Genomic DNA, 16253 nt, shown 5'->3' on the forward strand with positions numbered 1-16253 from the left:
CACAGGTTAGGGCAAAGGTATTAGGATGATTAGACACCACAATTTAAACGCGCTTGTGAGAAAAATTCAGCAATGAGCACACCCAAACTCAATGATCTGCAAGCCTTTCTGCAGGTAGCACGCGATCAGAGCTTTACCAAGGCGGCCACCAAGCTGGGCGTTACGCCTTCAGCCCTGAGCCACACCCTGCGCGGCCTTGAAGAGCGCATGGGCCTGCGCCTGCTGGCGAGAACCACCCGCAACGTAGCCCCGACCGAAGCAGGCGAACGGCTGATGCGCTCGATCGGGCCGCTGCTGGATCAGATTGCTGCAGAAGTCGAAGTGTTGGGCGAGCTGCGTGACAAGCCCGCCGGCACCATTCGCATTACCTGCTCCGATGACGCCGCAGAAGGCATCATCCGCCCTATGCTTGCGGGGTTTCTGGCGCAGTACCCGGATATCCAGATCGAGATCTGCATCGACTACGGCTTTACCAATATTGTCAGCGAACGTTTCGATGCGGGCATCCGTCTGGGTGAATCCATCAGCAAGGACATGATTGCCGTGCGCCTGGGGCCTGACTGGCGCTTGTCAGTGGTCGGGTCGCCGGCCTACTTCGAGCGACACCCCGTCCCGCTGCAGCCTCAGGACCTGACTCAACACACCTGCATCAACATCCGCCACTCGCCGAACGGCAGCTGCTACGCCTGGGAGTTCGAGAAGGGCAGCCGCAAGCTCAACATACGGGTCAATGGGCAATTCACGTCGAACAGCATGATCCACGTGCTCAACGCCGCACTGGACGGCGTGGGCCTGGCCTACGTGCCGGACTCCATGGCCGAACCGCACATCGCCAGCGGTCGCTTGAAAGAAGTGCTGGTCGACTGGAGCCCGTATTTCGAAGGCTTTCACTTGTACTACCCGAACCGGCGACAGGCGTCGCCGGCGTTCAGTGCGTTTGTCGAGGCGGTGAGGTATCGGGGCTAGCGCCTCCGTCGCCTGATTACTGCGCGGCTTTCAACGCATCCGCGACCTTGTTCAGCGAACCTTTAGCGGGCTCGGCAAGCAGTTTCAGCTCGGTGGTTTTGCCACGCACCACCACTTGCATGGCGGTGGGCGCACCCTTTGCGTCACCCAAGATCCGGTAAGCGGTGTCGCCGCGCACGAAGCTCAATACGTGACTGGTAGCGTCGTACTTCAGTTGCTCACCGTCAGCCTGGGGAAACAGCAGCCCGACCTGATTCTTGCTGTCCACGGCCGCGTAGAAGACCGGGCTTGCGTCCCCTGAGCGGAACAACACAATGCGCTTGCCGGACGGCGCGAGCCTGAACGACAGGAGAATCTCACGCTGCTGGTCTTCCTCCCAGACGATGCTGGTGGTGTGCGTCATCTTGCCATTCTGATTGCGACTGACTGTTTCAGTCGGCAGTCCCGACCCACCGGTATGGTCAAGGACCGTTTGCGTTTCAAGAACCGGCTCGCCATTACGGATGCTGTAGGTAGACGTCTGGTGCCAGCAGCAACCGTCTTTGGTCATGGTCTCGATCTTGCGGGTTTTCTCATCCACGCTGAACAGGCCGCAGTTGTTTTGCGCCAGTTTGGTAAACGAATCGCTGTGCCGAAAACCATCGGCCGTGCCGAGAAAGACCTGATACGAGGGGCCGTGATAGCAGCTGTTTTGCCCGTCCATCAAGGCCAGGTCCTTGATGCCATCGAAGTTGAAATCCTGATAGATCAGTACGCTCTGTTCGCCATAGGGCAACTCGTGCACGTTGGTTTTGACCTTGCCGGTTTTGGGGTCAGTGCCAAGCACCAGTTCGTCGGACTGCACGCGGATCAAAGCCGCACCGCTGGCCTTGTCGTACACGTTGATCACGCCGGGACGAAACACATCGTCCTTGGCTGAAATATCCAGCGTCGCACGGTATTTATCGGAAAAGCCCTGCAGGGCGTAGTTCTCCCGGGGCGAGCCCGCGAACCCTGCTGCGTCCATTTCACCGTAGGTCGGTAACGCACCGGCGGCACTGACCAGTGTCGAAGAGGCCAGGCCGACCAGTACCCACAAGGCCTGCAACCCGAGACGTGACGCACAGCGTTGAACGATGGATAGGTGCAAGACGCAACTCCTCTGATAATGAGCGATGAGTTTACTTCAGCAATTGATACAATTTGAAATCATTGCCCAACGTGCACTTCGTGCTCACAGGCCGCCCCGTCCGACCCGGTAAATGTTCTAATCACGCCCCCTCTTCGCTCAACGGGCCCGATGCTTTTATGGATATTCACTCGCTTTGGCTCAAGACCCAGGAAATCTGGGACATGCTCGATCAGCACCCGTGGGTACGCACCGGGCTGGCCCTGATCCTGTTGCTGACCGCCGCACTGGTGCTTGGCCGCGTGGCGCGCTTTCTGGTGCTGTACGCCGTCAGGATGCTCGGCCGTCAGCCGTCCCTGCACTGGGTCAACGACTTCCGCCACAACAAGGTCTTTCACCGACTGGCGCAGATGGTGCCGTCGCTGGTCATTCAGTTCGGCCTCACCCTGGTCCCGGGCTTGAGCACTGCGGGCCGGAACGTGATCGGCAACATCGCCATGGCCTTCACCATCCTGTTCATGACCCTGGCCATCGGTGCCCTGCTCAATGCCCTGCTGGACATCTACGCGCGCACCGAGCACGCCCGTACGCGCTCAATCAAGGGTTACGTGCAGCTGTCGAAGATGATCCTGTACGTCTTCGCCGGGATCATCATCGTCGCCACCCTGATCGACCGTTCGCCGCTGCTACTGCTGTCCGGCCTCGGCGCCATGTCGGCGGTCATCCTGTTGGTCTACAAAGATACCCTGCTCTCCTTCGTCGCCAGTGTGCAACTGACCAGCAACGACATGCTGCGCGTCGGCGACTGGATCGAAATGCCGCAGGTCGGCGCGGACGGCGACGTAGTGGACATCACCCTGCACACCGTCAAGGTGCAGAACTTCGACAAAACCATCGTCTCCATCCCGACCTGGCGCCTGATGTCAGAGTCGTTCCGCAACTGGCGCGGCATGCAGCAATCAGGCGGACGGCGCATCAAACGCAGCCTGTTCATCGACGCCAGCGGCGTACGCTTCGTGCGCGACGACGAAGAACAGCAACTCATGCAAATTCACCTGCTCACCGACTACATCGGCCGCAAACAGGCCGAATTGCTGGCCTGGAACCAGGCACAAGGCAACGTCGCACAAATGTCCGCCAACCGCCGACGCATGACCAACATCGGCACCTTCCGCGCCTACGCCCTGGCGTACCTGAAAAGCCACGTCGATATCAACCCGAACATGACCTGCATGGTTCGCCAGCTCGAACCCACCTCGCAGGGCATCCCGCTGGAAATCTACTGCTTCACCCGCACCACGGTATGGGTGGATTACGAGCGGATACAAGGGATATTTTCGATTATCTGATTACCGTGATGCCGGAGTTTGGTTTGAATTTGTATCAGCAGCCTAGTGGGGCGGATATGCGGGTGGGGTTGAGGGGGGAGCCGGCGCGGGTGGGGGCTACACCGCTGGTAGAGCCATTGCCTACAGAACATTCAGGCTGAACGGCGCAGACAATGCGTAACTGAATGCTCAAGATGGATTCACACCCCGTAGGGGCTGGAATCATGAGTACTCGATTTTCTGCAGTCGTGTCGGAGTTTGAAACCGAGGAACAGGCCGCCAGCTACGACTTTCCTACATTGCAGACAGAAACGTACGAGCAGCTAGCGATCTGGGATACCTCAAAGCGTCGCGAGATAAAGGCATAGCGCATGTAAAGGCGATTTACCGCCCGCAAGCTATGTCAGTTTCACGGCGCGGCATCCTTCGGTAGTCCTGTCAGCGGGTCCAACCCCTTGGCTTTGGCCATGTGTGCCATCAACGTCTCCGATGGAGTCTCGCGCGGTGCGCGCTGCTCTGGCTTCCACAGAAAGGTCCCGTCCCATTCGGGCAAGGCTGCAGGAGGCAACGGCACAATCTGATTCAGGTCAGGCACTCGCGGAGCGAAGTTTTGCTCATCGATCAAGAAAATACGGATCTTCTCGTATCTTTCATAACGCGCGGCGTCACTCTCCCTTCCTAGTGATAGAGGCCCGTTCGCTTGCTCGCCAAAAGCCTCCCGAAGTCTGAATGCAGCAGCAGCTTCCCCCATCATTGCCGCTTGCTGGAATCCCGCCATAGCTTCGGGGTAGCGCCGGTCCTTGGCTTGTTTGATGGCAAGCTCGTACATCGCACCACCGTGTCCTTGCTGGGCGGCACAGCGATAGAGCGGCAACGCGAATGCGATGTCCTTGGCCTTCGCCCCGAATGCTTTGGCCATTGCGATCGAATTGACATCGAGATACTGGGCCAGTCGGTACTGCGCCTGGGCATTGCCCAGATCCGCCGCCTTGCGGTATAGGATGAATGCGCCGGTAAGATTCCATGCCTGGGCATATATGCTGGCTTGGAGCAGGTAACCTCGCGACGGATACTGCTGTGTGAGCAGCGTCGTCAGGCGCTCGGCCTCTCTCTCGCGATTGCGGCGAAGCTGAGTGACAACACCATCGTAGCTGTCATCGATCAACCTCCACTGTAGGGCCCTCAATGCCTCGGTCGCATCGGCGTTTCCATACGCGGACGCGATACGGTAATAGCGACTTATACGATTGAATTCATCGACACTCCCACTGTTGAAATCCCCCTCGTGCAAATATTCAAGATGGCGAGCATAGAGGAATAAACCTTGTGCATCTGAATTCTGGGGCACTACCGAAAGCCCCGTATCCTGCGTGCACACGAAGTCTGAGCGTATACCGCTGGCCTCGATCGGCGACTCACGTCCAACGGTCACGTCGGACCAAGCCGCTAGCAGCGACACGAACAGCCCAGCTAATATCACCTTCATAGGCGTATTCCTTTCCATACTTTGGGTTTTTGGTCAGTCTGAATTTAAGCGGGTATTTCATGCAGCCAACACGGCGTTCCTATTTCAAATCCTTCAAGGCTCAAGTCATTCAAGAGTGTGCCCAGCCCGAGGCTTCGATTGCCAGCATCGCACTCAGCCATAACCTCAACGCAAACCTCGTCCATAAATGGATTCAGCTGCAATCGCAGAGAAGCACCGCGCTGCCTCCTGCATTTGTTCTCCCCGTGCCGCAGGCTCGGGGTAAATCCCACGCATCATCATCGAATATCTGCGTTGAAATACAACACCCGCGCCAATCGCATGAAAGTGCTGGTGCATGACGGCTTCGGAATATGGCTTGCGGCATGACGGCTAAACCAAAGGACGTTCTACTGGCCTGGCACTCATCAAGGTCTGGAAGTAATAGTTTGGAGGAAGGGAAACATTTTACCTGAGCCAGAAGTCCTAATGCCGATATCAGCCTTCAATCGTAAAGGATAAAACGATGCGAATCAGAGAAGTAGCCCAGGCGGTGTTGATTGTCAGTGGTGCGTTGATGCTTGCTGCCTGCTCAGGCGGGCCTTCCGAAAGTGAGATTCAGGCCGCCTTGCAACCCAGGCTCGAGGGAGCTTCCTGTGTGCGTGCGTCTATGTTCAAGACCTTCCCGGTGACTCTGGAGAAAGGTTTCGGGAGCGGCACTTCGATGGGTAATGAGCCCGCTTTCGATGCGTTGGTAGCCGCGGGGCTGCTCGCTAAAAGTGGCAAGACATATTCCCTCACTGACCCTGGGCAAGCTGCTTATGTCCAACAGGAGTCAGGATTCTGTTATGCCCAAGGCTATGAGATAGCCAAAATCAAAGACACGTCAGAAAACACCGAACAAATGGGCCAGGCCGTCGATAAGTCATGGGTCGTGACGGTGGACATTCGTCAGAAGTCGGTAGCCGCGTGGGCCAAAACACCTGCTGTTCAGAAACTGGCACGCAACCCGGAAACGCTTTCTGAAGAACCGAAAACCTATCGCGTGGTTGTCGGCAGGTTGAAGGCGGATAACACGCTGCAGTTGATCGACCCGAGCTTTTCTATCATGCGTGGTTTGAGCGTCAATCAGGCGTATTGAATCCATGGCAACACCCCATCGCTCCACCCAGCACATGGGTTGAGCGGGTTTTGCGTTTGCGGCTCTTTGGCGGATGGCAATCCTGATGATAAGGGCGATAGTGTCCACGTGTTTTAAAGTGGGCAACATTGCCCCTATCGCAGGGATCGGGAAGATGACTTCACCGGACGGTTACGAAATTTCGCTGACCCAAGCGTTTACCTCGTAAACCGTTAGCAGTTCTGACTTTGAGCTGCACTTATGGGGCAACGCCAAGTCGGCAGCTGGGTCAATTTTGCATCAGCGATAACAGGCCCCCTCCTAATTCAAGCAAGGTGTATTACGCGGACGCTGACGAATTCATGATAACCGAGCTATCTGCGGGCTATGCTTGAAACCTTTTGATCTGTACAAGCATCGCTATCAGAGCATCAAAAGCCATCCATAAAAAAAATGACAAATTGGGGGTAAGGATGAATCGCCTACTTCATGCTGCAGCGTTTGCAGGCTCCATGATGATCGTTGCAGCACCCGTCCAAGCCCGTATCACACAATTGGAGATCCTGCGGACCGAACCCGCTTTCGGAGGCGAAAGCTTCGGGAATACAGGGGCTTACGAACGTGTCTTTGCGCGCGCTCATGGTGAATTAGACCTAGGAGCGCCTGAAAACAAGATTATTCAAGACATCGAACTTGCACCCCGTAACGGGCGCGGGATGGTTGAATACACGACTGATGTTGCAATCCTGCGTCCCGCTGACGTGGCCAAATCGAATGACATTCTTCTATTCGACGTGCCAAATCGAGGCTCTAAGCGCGCGATGTTATTGTTCAACGCTGATATGCAGGGTAGTCCAGCAGCGTTCAACAACTTCGAAGTCGCCGGGGACGGTTTTCTACAGCGCCAGGGTACGACGCTGATCGCGTTTGCCTGGCAGGGGGACGTCGCCCCGGGTGACAACCGTATGATGGTGCAATTGCCGACGGCCATAAATACTGATGGGTCGCCGGTAACAGGTGTGGTGCGCAGTGAGTTGACCACGCTCTCACCGACCGTCAGCCTTAACCTGTCCGCAGGTTGGTTCACCTCCACGCCGCCTCATACCAGCTATAAATCGGTTGAAACCGACAATACCAAAGTGCTCGTGGATGGCTTTCGTCCGACGTTGACAGTGCGTTCGCGGGCAAATGCGCCCCGACAGGAAATTCCAGTGAATGACTGGAAGTTTGGCGATTGCAATACGCCGAGCGAAACCCAGATATGCCTACCCGCTGGTTTTCAGCCCGGCAAGCTTTACGAGCTGATTTACCGGGCCAAGGAACCGGCGGTAATGGGTATTGGTTTTGCTATCGCACGGGATGTTGGTGCGTTTTTCCAGCAGGCTGAGCATGACGATACCGGTGTGCCCAACCCTGTAGTGCATGGGCCTAAGGTCAAGTCGATTATCACTGGCTCATCACAGGCCGGACGATTCATACGCAGCATGATCGCGCTGGGTTTCAACCGCAGCGAGGAAGGTCGTCGGGTCTATGATGGTGCGATGCCGCATATCGGTGGCGGCCTGATGCCGCTCAACATCCGCTTTGCTCAACCTGGTCGAGCGTGGGGCCAGCAGGTCGATCATGACTCCCCTGCTTACGATTTTCCGTTTACCTATGGCCGGGAAACCGATCCTGTTACCGGACGCTCGCAGGGTTTGCTGGATCGCTGCAACGATAACAACACTTGCCCTCTGATATTCCACATGGCAACGGCCCTTGAACTTTGGGAGGGACGCCAGTCGCTTGGCCTTACCGATCCACTCGGCTTGCGCGATGCACCTGAACCGGCAAACGTCCGCACTTTTATTATGGCAAGTACGCAGCATGCCCCGCCGTCTTTGCCACTCCCGGCTAAACCACCCTTTGGGCTTTGCCAGGTGCAATCAAATCCAAATCCACACACCTGGACAATGCGCGCAGCGTTCATCAATCTCGTTGGCTGGGTTCGTGATGAGACAACACCGCCGGCTTCGATAAAACCTTCTGTGGCGGACGGCACCCTCGTGCCGGCGGACAGGGTCAGTTTCCCGCTCATCCCCGCGACCAATTATGGTGGCGTTTCGCGCCCCGAGCTCCGCTACACCGGTGCCGTCAATAGCCTGCAAGTGCTTGATTTTGGACCTGGTTTTCGTCCCGAAGACAGCTCTGGCATTCTCACAAACGAGCCGCCGAAATCGGGTGTCGGTAGTTACGGCCTTTTGGTACCTCAAGTGGATGCAGACGGAATTGATGTGGGTGGCGTTCGGGATGTGTATTTGGGCGCTCCCATCGGGACTTACACGGGTTGGAACACCTTCCGGCCCGAGTTTTTTGATGGCGGCTTTTGTAACTTCCAAGGCAGCTTCCTCCCGTTTGCCGCGACGAAGAAAGAGCGAATCGTGGCCGGAGACCCTCGCCTTTCCCTAGAGGAACGCTACCCCACGAAGGAGGCTTATGCGTCTGCAGTGAGTAAAGCTGCAGACTCGCTGGTTGAAGCGCGAATGCTGCTTCCTGAAGACCGTGAGCGGCTTGTAAAGGAAGCACAGGAGAAAGGTGTGCGTGCGGGGCCTTGAGCAGGGGTAAACAGGCGACCACTACAAAGGAGTAATACATGGATTTTCGGTTTCAGATTGCTTCTGATGTGATCAGGGATGGTCTCGGGATTGAACTCATCGACGCAAATGGGCAGGTTTGTGCTGAGGTGTTCCGATGTGATGCTAACAACACTTTAACCATCTCGTTGTTCACCGAGGATTTGCCGTATGTGCAGGTTGAGGAGCTAGTGTTACGTGCACGGAAAACATTAGGCCCCTATGAGGATGGAACACCTTTGCCTCCCCCTCTAACCCACAAATGTGCTTAACCCACAGGAACTTGGCTATCACCGCACCATGGGCACTGCTCGATTCTACCCCTCCCGAGCGGCCGCATTGGGTCCAAAGTGCGTAAAAACGTTTTGCCAACATTGAAGTGCGCGCCTCTACGTTAAATCTGAAATTTATCAGCAAGTGAGCAGATACAGATTTTGCGTAGAGAGCGATTTTCAGATCGTTTTTATATGTCTATCTTGCTCAAAATTGTTTTTACATACTCGGGGCCGAAAGCAGACATCTGTTAAGAAAAAATCTCTGTTAGTTTCCGGTATATCAGACAGATCTCATTGACTGTTTGGGGCCGCTACGCAGCTCAGCGGCGCGGTGACGCTTTTTTATGAGTACTTTGCATTTAAGCGGGAGCAAGCTGCGTCGAAACGGGCACTAATCTGCTCGTTTTCCCTTCCACCAACGCCTCAAAACGCCGCCACTTCATAAATAACCTCCAGTTCTTAGCAAAGAGCACCTCAACGGTCTCAAGCTTGCGCATTGCATGCCGATAAACTTGCCAGTTTGTCTTTTCCTTCAGAAAAAAAGTGCCCCTCCAGATTCAAGGTAGATGCCCCATGTCCGCTTCGCTCGATCTCGCCGCTAGTCAGATCCGTCATGCCGTTCGCGCAGTCACCGAAGGCCTGGTAGGCCGCGAGCAGTTGGCCGAGTTGATCGTGCTGGCAGCTGTCGCCCAGGAACACATTCTGGTAGTGGGCCCGCCCGGCACGGCGAAAAGCGCCGTGGTGCGTCGGGTCGCGCAATCCATGGGCGGTCGTTACTTCGAGTACCTGCTGGGACGTTTCACCGAGCCTTCGGAACTCTTTGGTACGGTCGATCTGCAAAAACTGCGCGAAGGCACGGTTGAAACCGATATCAGCGGCATGCTGCCTGAAGCCGACATTGTGTTTCTGGATGAAGTGTTCCTAGGCTCGACGGCAATCCTCAACACCCTGCTTGGCGTGCTCAATGAACGACGTTTCCGCCGTGGTCACACCCAGATTCAGTGCCCCTTGCGTGTTTGTGTCGCAGCGGCTAACGGTGTGCCCGACGACGAATCGCTGGCGGCCTTCGGCGACCGCTTTTTGCTGCACCTCTTCGTGGACGCAGTACCTGACAATCAGCTCGAAGCGATGCTGGCCGGCGGCTGGCAATCTGAGCAGCGCCCGGTTCCACAGCTACTGGGGTTGACTCAGCTCGACACACTGGGCCTCGCGCTCAAGGACGTCGATTTGTCACTGGCGCGGCCAGCGCTGGCCCAAGCTATCCGCCGGTTGCGGGAAGCCGGTATACAGCTCTCGGACCGACGTATCGTCAAATCCCAGCGTCTTATTGCAGCGGCGGCTTTGCTGCGCGGGCAGCTGGAAGCCAGCGAAGCCGACCTCTGGCCGCTGCTTTACGTGCTGCCGACCCGAGAAACTCAGCAACACGGCCGCGAGGTGTTGCAGGATCTTTTTACCCAGTGCAGCAACAGCCATCTATTCAGTGCCGTCGAGGAGGCCACGCTGCAACCGATGGCTCGCCTGCATCGTCTGATTGAAACTGCAGAGGATTACCTGGCGCGCAGCGAGCCGCCTGCCAGCCTGTTGCTGGAAGCGCTGCTACGCGAAATCGATGCCAACTTCAACAGCCAGACTATCCCTCAGCGCCTGCATGAGGCGCGCGGACAAGTGGCTCATCTGCTGACAACCCGGGCATGACGAATAGTGTCACCGCCGCTGCCATCGACTGGAACTGGCGAGTGCGGCGCGAGCCCGGTCAACCACAGGCCGCCGTGGCTTGGGGAGAAGTGGCGGCACGTCTGCACGCCCGGCTGCTCCGTATGCCCGAAGACCAGACCGCGCAGCTGCAAGCCACTGCCAACTGTGACGTGCTGATCGTCACGGGCAATGCCGATGACCTGCCGTGGGTCGAGGGCGTCGATTACGCTTGCACCGAGCCCGCCGCACCCGGCCTCTGGCTACCCACCAGTTGGGAACCCGACGCACCGCTCGACCTGATGGGGCAAGCGCTGCTAGGCAGATTCGCGCGTGCGCCCCTGCTGCTGTGGCATGCCCCAAAGGTGGTGGTGCCGCTCGACCGATGCTTGCCCCTCACGGCTCGGCATTTGCAACGCATTCAGAATAGATGGGCAGGTCGCTGATGCAATTACCGCAATCCCTGCGCCCCTGGCGAGATTGGTTGCAATGGTTTCCCCCCGAACAGCTGCCATTGCTGGCGGATCTGTTCGCACACCTGAATCCACTGCTAGGGCCATTGCGCGGCATGCAGCAGGGCGGCGTGCCCGAGCCCGACGGCCTCGGCGATCTGCACCGCCGTGGCCCGTACGAAAGACTGCTCGCCAGCGAATGGCTGCTGGCCGATGAGCTGCCCGACGAATTTTTACGCAGGGCGGTCGTTGGCGAACACCTGTTCCTTGCGCCGCAATATCGCACCCATCAGGCCAACCGCATGATCGTTGTGCTATTCGACGTAGGCCCGCTGCAACTGGGCGGGCCACGACTGGTGCATCTGGCGCTGCTGATCCTGCTCGCCCGTCGTGCCAGCGAAGCCGGGGCCGAGCTGCGCTGGGGCAGCCTGCAAAACGCGCCACAGTTGCATGAGTTCAAGGACGCTGCGCATTTGAAGCAACTGCTCGACGCCCGCACCTATCAGACCGTCACCGATGAGCATTGGCATACCTGGCGCGCCTGGCTGTCGGAGCAGAATTACGACAGCGGCGAACGCTGGCTTGTTGGCCAACAACTGCCCGCCACCAACGCCCGCTCCTGCACTCATAGGGTCCAGATACAGCGCAGCCTCGACGGCAGCAGCCTCATGGTCGCGCTGCAAGACGCCGGCACCCGACAAGTTGCCCTGCCCAACCCCGACGAGCGCCTTGCCTTGCAACTGATCAAGGGCGAGTTCGACATCGCGCGGCAGATAACTCGCACCGCGGTCAAGACCCTCATTCCACGGGTTGCGCTGACGCTGCCCCCGGTCATTGCCGGCAGCGGCTCTCATGTCGCCCTGAAACTGCTCGACGAGCCTGGGCTTGTGGTGATCAAGCTTCCGGCTCCACGGCAGAAAAAACCCTTCGATGTTCGCCGCACGCTCTGGAACAACCGCAGCACGCCGCTGGCGATCACGTTCCCGGGCCGCATGCCCGGCGCGATCCTGAGCCTCGACGAGCAACTGGTCTTTTGGAATATGCCTGGCGTCAAACCCGTCGCCCGGCCTGAGCGTGAACGACTGCAAATGCCCGTGGGCACCGCCACGCTGCTGCCCATGGTGTGGATGCACAACGGTACCTATGGCCGGGTTTTCCTGCTCGACACCAAAGGTCATCTGGCCTTCTGGGTGGTCGAAAACGGTAAGCTGCCCACCCAGCACCAGTCCGGTGTCACCCACTCGATGGCTGATAAAGTGGTGGGCATGGCGCAGGTTGATCGCAACATACTGGCCTATCTGCGCCACGATGCCGGTCGATTGTACGTCCACCGGATCAATCCCTGGATCAGCCAATCCAAGGGTCATGTGGTCGGAACGTCGAAGGGCGTCAACGTCGAACAGGTACTGTTTCCGGCAAGTGCGTGCTGGGACCGCGCCTTCCATGGTTGCGCGTGGATGCGCCTGGTCGACGGGCAGCAACAGTGGCAGATGGTGGCTCCCGACCTTCAAACTGAACAGATCGATCTGGCACCCGGCTGGAAAGGCCTGGGATTGCTAATCGGGGAGGACGAGGTGCTTTCCATGGTCCTGCTCAGCCCCAACCAGCAGACCGTCGCCCTTTACTTCCAGGGTGAGCAACGCGTGCTGTTCACCACCAACGAAACCATTGCCAGAATCAGCTTTTGCCCGATGAGCGGGCTGGTCGCCGCCCTTACCAAGGCTCGGGAGCTGGTGGTGTATTCGGCTCGGGACGAACGGAGGGTGTTGCAGGTCATGTGCAATCAGGCACAAACGCAGTCGGAGGACGCCCCTCATGTCCGGACCTGATGCGGTCATTATTCGCCATCCGGCACTGAGCGGTTATCAACCGATCCAGGCGCTGTGGTTTCCCATTGAGCGCTTCAGCGAGCAGGAACGGGCTCGACTGATACTCACCCACTGGCAAACCGACGCCAGGGCCTATCGCTTTGCCGAAGGCGACCTGCTGCGCTTTCCCAAGGCACACACCATGCTTTGTGAAGGGCTCGCTGGCTGGCCACTGATCCGCGAGGGCCGAACACTTTGCTCAGCACGGCTAAGTCCCGAGGAAATGCAACGCCTGGCCCACGCCGATGTCTGGCTGGTACGCGGCACTCAGGTCAATGCCTTGCACCTGAACGACGCCACTGCGCTGACCCCCGATCAATGGATCGACGTCAGCCAGTACGCGCTGCTCGACACTTATGACTGCCAGGATGTATTGCCGGAACAGCAAGTAGAACCACAGGCAGTACAGACCGACATACGGGAAATCCTGGGTGATTCGCTTGCGCCGGTCGACCCCGAGCGGGAAGCGGTGATGCAAGCCCTGCTGGAGCGACAACGTCAGGTCGCCCCCGCTGGCGTAGCTGCGGCGCGTCACGCGCCCGGCCACGCAAACAGCCCGCAGAGTGCCGGCCCGTTGAGTGACGGCTTGCCAGGTTTCATTGCGGTGGCCGTGGGTATTGGCCTCTATATAATCCATTCCCTCGGCAGTCCGCAGTTGCCGACTGCTACCTCTGCTGCTGAGAGAGCCAAACCTCCACGCTCTGTGGATCCCTCCACATTCGATCTGGGCAGCGTCTTCGTTTGGACGGTAATCGGCGCGGCACTCTTCACGCTTGTATTGGTGGCCGTGCGTGCCTGGATGCGGCGCGAAGGCACACACTCGGCAGCAATAAACACGCCCCCTGCCGTTACCGCTAATGCCGCTCGACCGTCGAAGCCGCCCGTACCGCCACGGGCGTCGGGCCAGCCACGTGGCCCGGCCAGATGGCGGCGCTGGCTGACGCTTCTGACCCAGAATTCACGCTTGTCAGCGCTTTACGGAAAGCGCCAGGTCGCTTACATGCAACGCATGCTGGAGATGTTCGAAAACGGCGATCTGGAAGAAGCACTGCGTCACGCCATTCCGCTAGGCGGTGGCCAAGGCAATGCAGGACAAGCTTTCGGCACACCCAACAGGCGCGAGGACCTGACGCTCACCCAGCATTCAGGGCCTCGCACCAGCATGCTGTTTGAGGCAGATCTTGAGACCCACCTCAAGCAGGTCTACCGGCAGTCTTTTGAGCGACTGGATCGCGAGGGGCGTATCGAGGAGGCCGTGTTTGTCCTGGCCGAGCTTTTGAGGGCCCGCCAGGAAGCGCTCGACTATCTGGAAAAGCACCAGCGCTATCAACAGGCGGCTGACCTTGCGCTGGCCTGGGACATGCCCACGTCGGCCATCGTGCGTCTGCTGTGCCTGGCAGGAAATTGGCAGCGAGCGCTGCAAGTCGCACGGCGCGACAACGTGTTCGCCGATACCGTCATCCTGCTCGAACAAAACTGGCCAGAAGCCGCTGCGCGCCTGCGCCTGGAATGGGCGTTGGCCCTGACCGAAAAAGGATTTTGGTTGCAAGCGGTGGACGTGGTCTGGAGTCTGCCGACAGAACACGAACGCGCCACGCAATGGCTGTTGGCCGCCGAGGGCGCAGGAGGAAGCCTGGCCATCGGCGCGCTGGTTAAACGGGCTGCCCTGCTTCCCGACACCCTCTCGACGTACGCGACTTGGGTCGAAAAACTGCGCAACGACCCCGAGCGGGTCGTGGAGCGCGCCGCGCTGGCCCAGGCGCTGCTGGCGCACAAGACCCACAGTCCCGCGCTGGCTTGGCTGGCTGCCGCTACCGTGCGGGCGATGATCTGTGATCAGGCCGGGCCACACGCTCATCTCACCCAAAATCAGCTTCAAGCGCTGGTGAAAATGAGCAAGGATAAATTGCTACAAGCGGACCTGCCTGGCAGCGCCCTGCCAAAGAACAAACTTCTTAATCAGAGCCTTGAGCGGGCAAGCGCAGCCTTGTCGTTTACGGCGCCAGAAAGGGGCAACCGGGCTATCTGCGACGCAGTACCCTTGACTGACGGACGCTACCTCATGGCACTGGGCGAAGCCGGCGCATCGGTCGTCGAGGCAAGCGGCAAGACGGCCTTTCACTTTCCAGTGCCCGCCCACACCATCGTGCTGGGCCACAGCCGTCAGGTCGCGCTGGCGCTGGCGCGTCGAGGCGACGTCTGGCGCATCTGCAAGCTGGATCTGGTCAATCGCAGCGCCACCGATCTGGGCGTGCTGATGCTGGACGCCTTCGCCAAAAATTTCGACGGTACGACCTGGACCGTCGGCAGAGGCTCGCAATTGCGCGTCGTGGACGTGGATCGCGGGTTCGAAACGCTTTGGCACGTCAGCGACCTACCGGGGCAGGTTGCCTTCATTCGAGAGGACGAGCGCAACGAGTCCGTATTGCTGAACACCTCACATAATTTCCAACTTTGGCATTACCGGCTCCCCGACCGCCGATTGCTTCGCCGAGAACCTGTCCCCGAGAGGCGTCAGGAGCACAGTTGGCAGGTGTATAACGCGGCAGGCCGGACCACTGAGTTGTGGATCGAGCACGAAACGGGCAGCGATCCTTTGCTGATGTCCTACGAGGGCGGCACGAGCAAGTGCTATACCTTGCCTGGTTTAATTCAAGAATCTGCCGACCCTTTGAACGTCTACTCGTTCGAGCAGTGGCTGGTCGTCTGCTACGCAACTGGCGAAAATGAAGCACGCTGGCACTTTATCAACCGCAACACTGACCGGTTATGCGCCATCCTGCACTGGCCGCTGCACCATGCACAGCTGCGTTGCGTGGGTAATGAATGGATACTTTTCGACCATCAGGGCCGGCTGTGGCATATCGACACGACCCGCTCTATCACTCGAGCTCTTTCGGTGCAGTGACGCACCGCAGGGGTGGGCTTTTTATGAGTGCTTCGCACTCTAGCGGGAGCAAGACGAACCAAGCCTTGGTGAAGCCCCCGGCTTGGCCTTTCGAGGCGTCATCCCGCGCGCTGCTCTTGCCATGTCTATATGGACAGGGTTTCAGGAGCAATCAGCCAACCCACTACCCCCACACAAGCCAACGCCATTTCCTACACACAATTAAGGCCTGAAGGCGCAGACAATAGACAGACTAACGCCTACGATAAACCTATCCACACTGGATACGATCAAGTTATTACTGAAGCACGCACCTCGCCTAATAACGAGATAACAAGTAACACAATTCTTGCTGCACACTAGATAGCTATATGCAACCAACTAGCGGACTTGGGAAACAAGCTCGCTCGGCTAACTGTGTAAAAACTCTACACATACGCTTATATACACATCAAGAATTAAATCAACCGAAGGAATATC

The 16253-nt window shown here is 58.1% G+C and carries 11 protein-coding genes and 1 pseudogene; 10 read left to right on the forward strand and 2 right to left on the reverse strand.

Going from position 1 to position 16253, the window contains the following annotated elements; translation table 11 throughout:
• The first annotated feature begins 72 nt into the window (after nt 1-72).
• The gene (locus tag JOE39_RS12955) at nt 73-966 is read left to right on the forward strand and encodes a LysR family transcriptional regulator (protein WP_003425485.1); all 894 of its coding nucleotides are present in this window, start codon (nt 73-75) and stop codon (nt 964-966) included.
• A gap of 16 nt (nt 967-982) precedes the next feature.
• Here JOE39_RS12955 and JOE39_RS12960 read toward each other — a convergent pair whose 3' ends face one another.
• Entirely contained in the window at nt 983-2095 is a 1113-nt protein-coding gene (locus JOE39_RS12960) for a hypothetical protein (protein ID WP_210077284.1), read from the reverse strand.
• A gap of 158 nt (nt 2096-2253) precedes the next feature.
• On the opposite strand from JOE39_RS12960, the pseudogene JOE39_RS12965 reads away from it, so the two are divergent.
• Nucleotides 2254-3563, forward strand: a pseudogene (locus tag JOE39_RS12965) (mechanosensitive ion channel family protein).
• Between the two features lie 248 nt (nt 3564-3811).
• Here the strand turns inward: JOE39_RS12965 and JOE39_RS12970 are convergent.
• Nucleotides 3812-4888 carry a DUF6396 domain-containing protein gene (locus JOE39_RS12970; protein WP_096113083.1) on the reverse strand — a complete coding sequence of 359 codons (1077 nt, stop codon included), beginning with the start codon at nt 4886-4888 and terminating at the stop codon, nt 3812-3814.
• 59 nt (nt 4889-4947) lie between these two features.
• Between JOE39_RS12970 and JOE39_RS12975 the strand changes: the two genes are divergently transcribed.
• The 8 genes from JOE39_RS12975 (at nt 4948) to JOE39_RS13010 (ending at nt 15794) form a co-directional block, all read left to right on the forward strand.
• Nucleotides 4948-5229, forward strand: coding sequence for a transposase (locus tag JOE39_RS12975; RefSeq protein ID WP_080397917.1), 282 nt, complete (start codon nt 4948-4950; stop codon nt 5227-5229).
• A 164-nt stretch (nt 5230-5393) separates the two neighbouring features.
• Entirely contained in the window at nt 5394-6008 is a 615-nt protein-coding gene (locus JOE39_RS12980) for a hypothetical protein (RefSeq protein ID WP_096113084.1), read from the forward strand.
• A 452-nt stretch (nt 6009-6460) separates the two neighbouring features.
• Complete coding sequence (locus JOE39_RS12985) at nt 6461-8581, forward strand: alpha/beta hydrolase domain-containing protein (RefSeq protein WP_210077282.1); 2121 nt, start codon at nt 6461-6463, stop codon at nt 8579-8581.
• A 38-nt stretch (nt 8582-8619) separates the two neighbouring features.
• A complete protein-coding gene (locus tag JOE39_RS12990) occupies nt 8620-8871 on the forward strand; it encodes a hypothetical protein (RefSeq protein ID WP_024662863.1) in 252 nt (83 codons plus the stop codon).
• A 576-nt stretch (nt 8872-9447) separates the two neighbouring features.
• Entirely contained in the window at nt 9448-10569 is a 1122-nt protein-coding gene (locus JOE39_RS12995; RefSeq protein ID WP_210077281.1) for an AAA family ATPase, read from the forward strand.
• Nucleotides 10566-11012 carry a hypothetical protein gene (locus JOE39_RS13000; protein WP_210077280.1) on the forward strand — a complete coding sequence of 149 codons (447 nt, stop codon included), beginning with the start codon at nt 10566-10568 and terminating at the stop codon, nt 11010-11012. The genes JOE39_RS12995 and JOE39_RS13000 overlap by 4 nt, the downstream gene beginning before the upstream one ends.
• A gap of 38 nt (nt 11013-11050) precedes the next feature.
• A complete protein-coding gene (locus JOE39_RS13005; protein ID WP_245227481.1) occupies nt 11051-12847 on the forward strand; it encodes a hypothetical protein in 1797 nt (598 codons plus the stop codon).
• Nucleotides 12834-15794 carry a bpX6 domain-containing protein gene (locus tag JOE39_RS13010; RefSeq protein WP_210077278.1) on the forward strand — a complete coding sequence of 987 codons (2961 nt, stop codon included), beginning with the start codon at nt 12834-12836 and terminating at the stop codon, nt 15792-15794. The genes JOE39_RS13005 and JOE39_RS13010 overlap by 14 nt, the downstream gene beginning before the upstream one ends.
• Nucleotides 15795-16253: the final 459 nt, after the last annotated feature.

Source organism: Pseudomonas sp. PvP100, assembly GCF_017833055.1.
Classification (GTDB): Bacteria; Pseudomonadota; Gammaproteobacteria; order Pseudomonadales; family Pseudomonadaceae; genus Aquipseudomonas; species Aquipseudomonas syringae.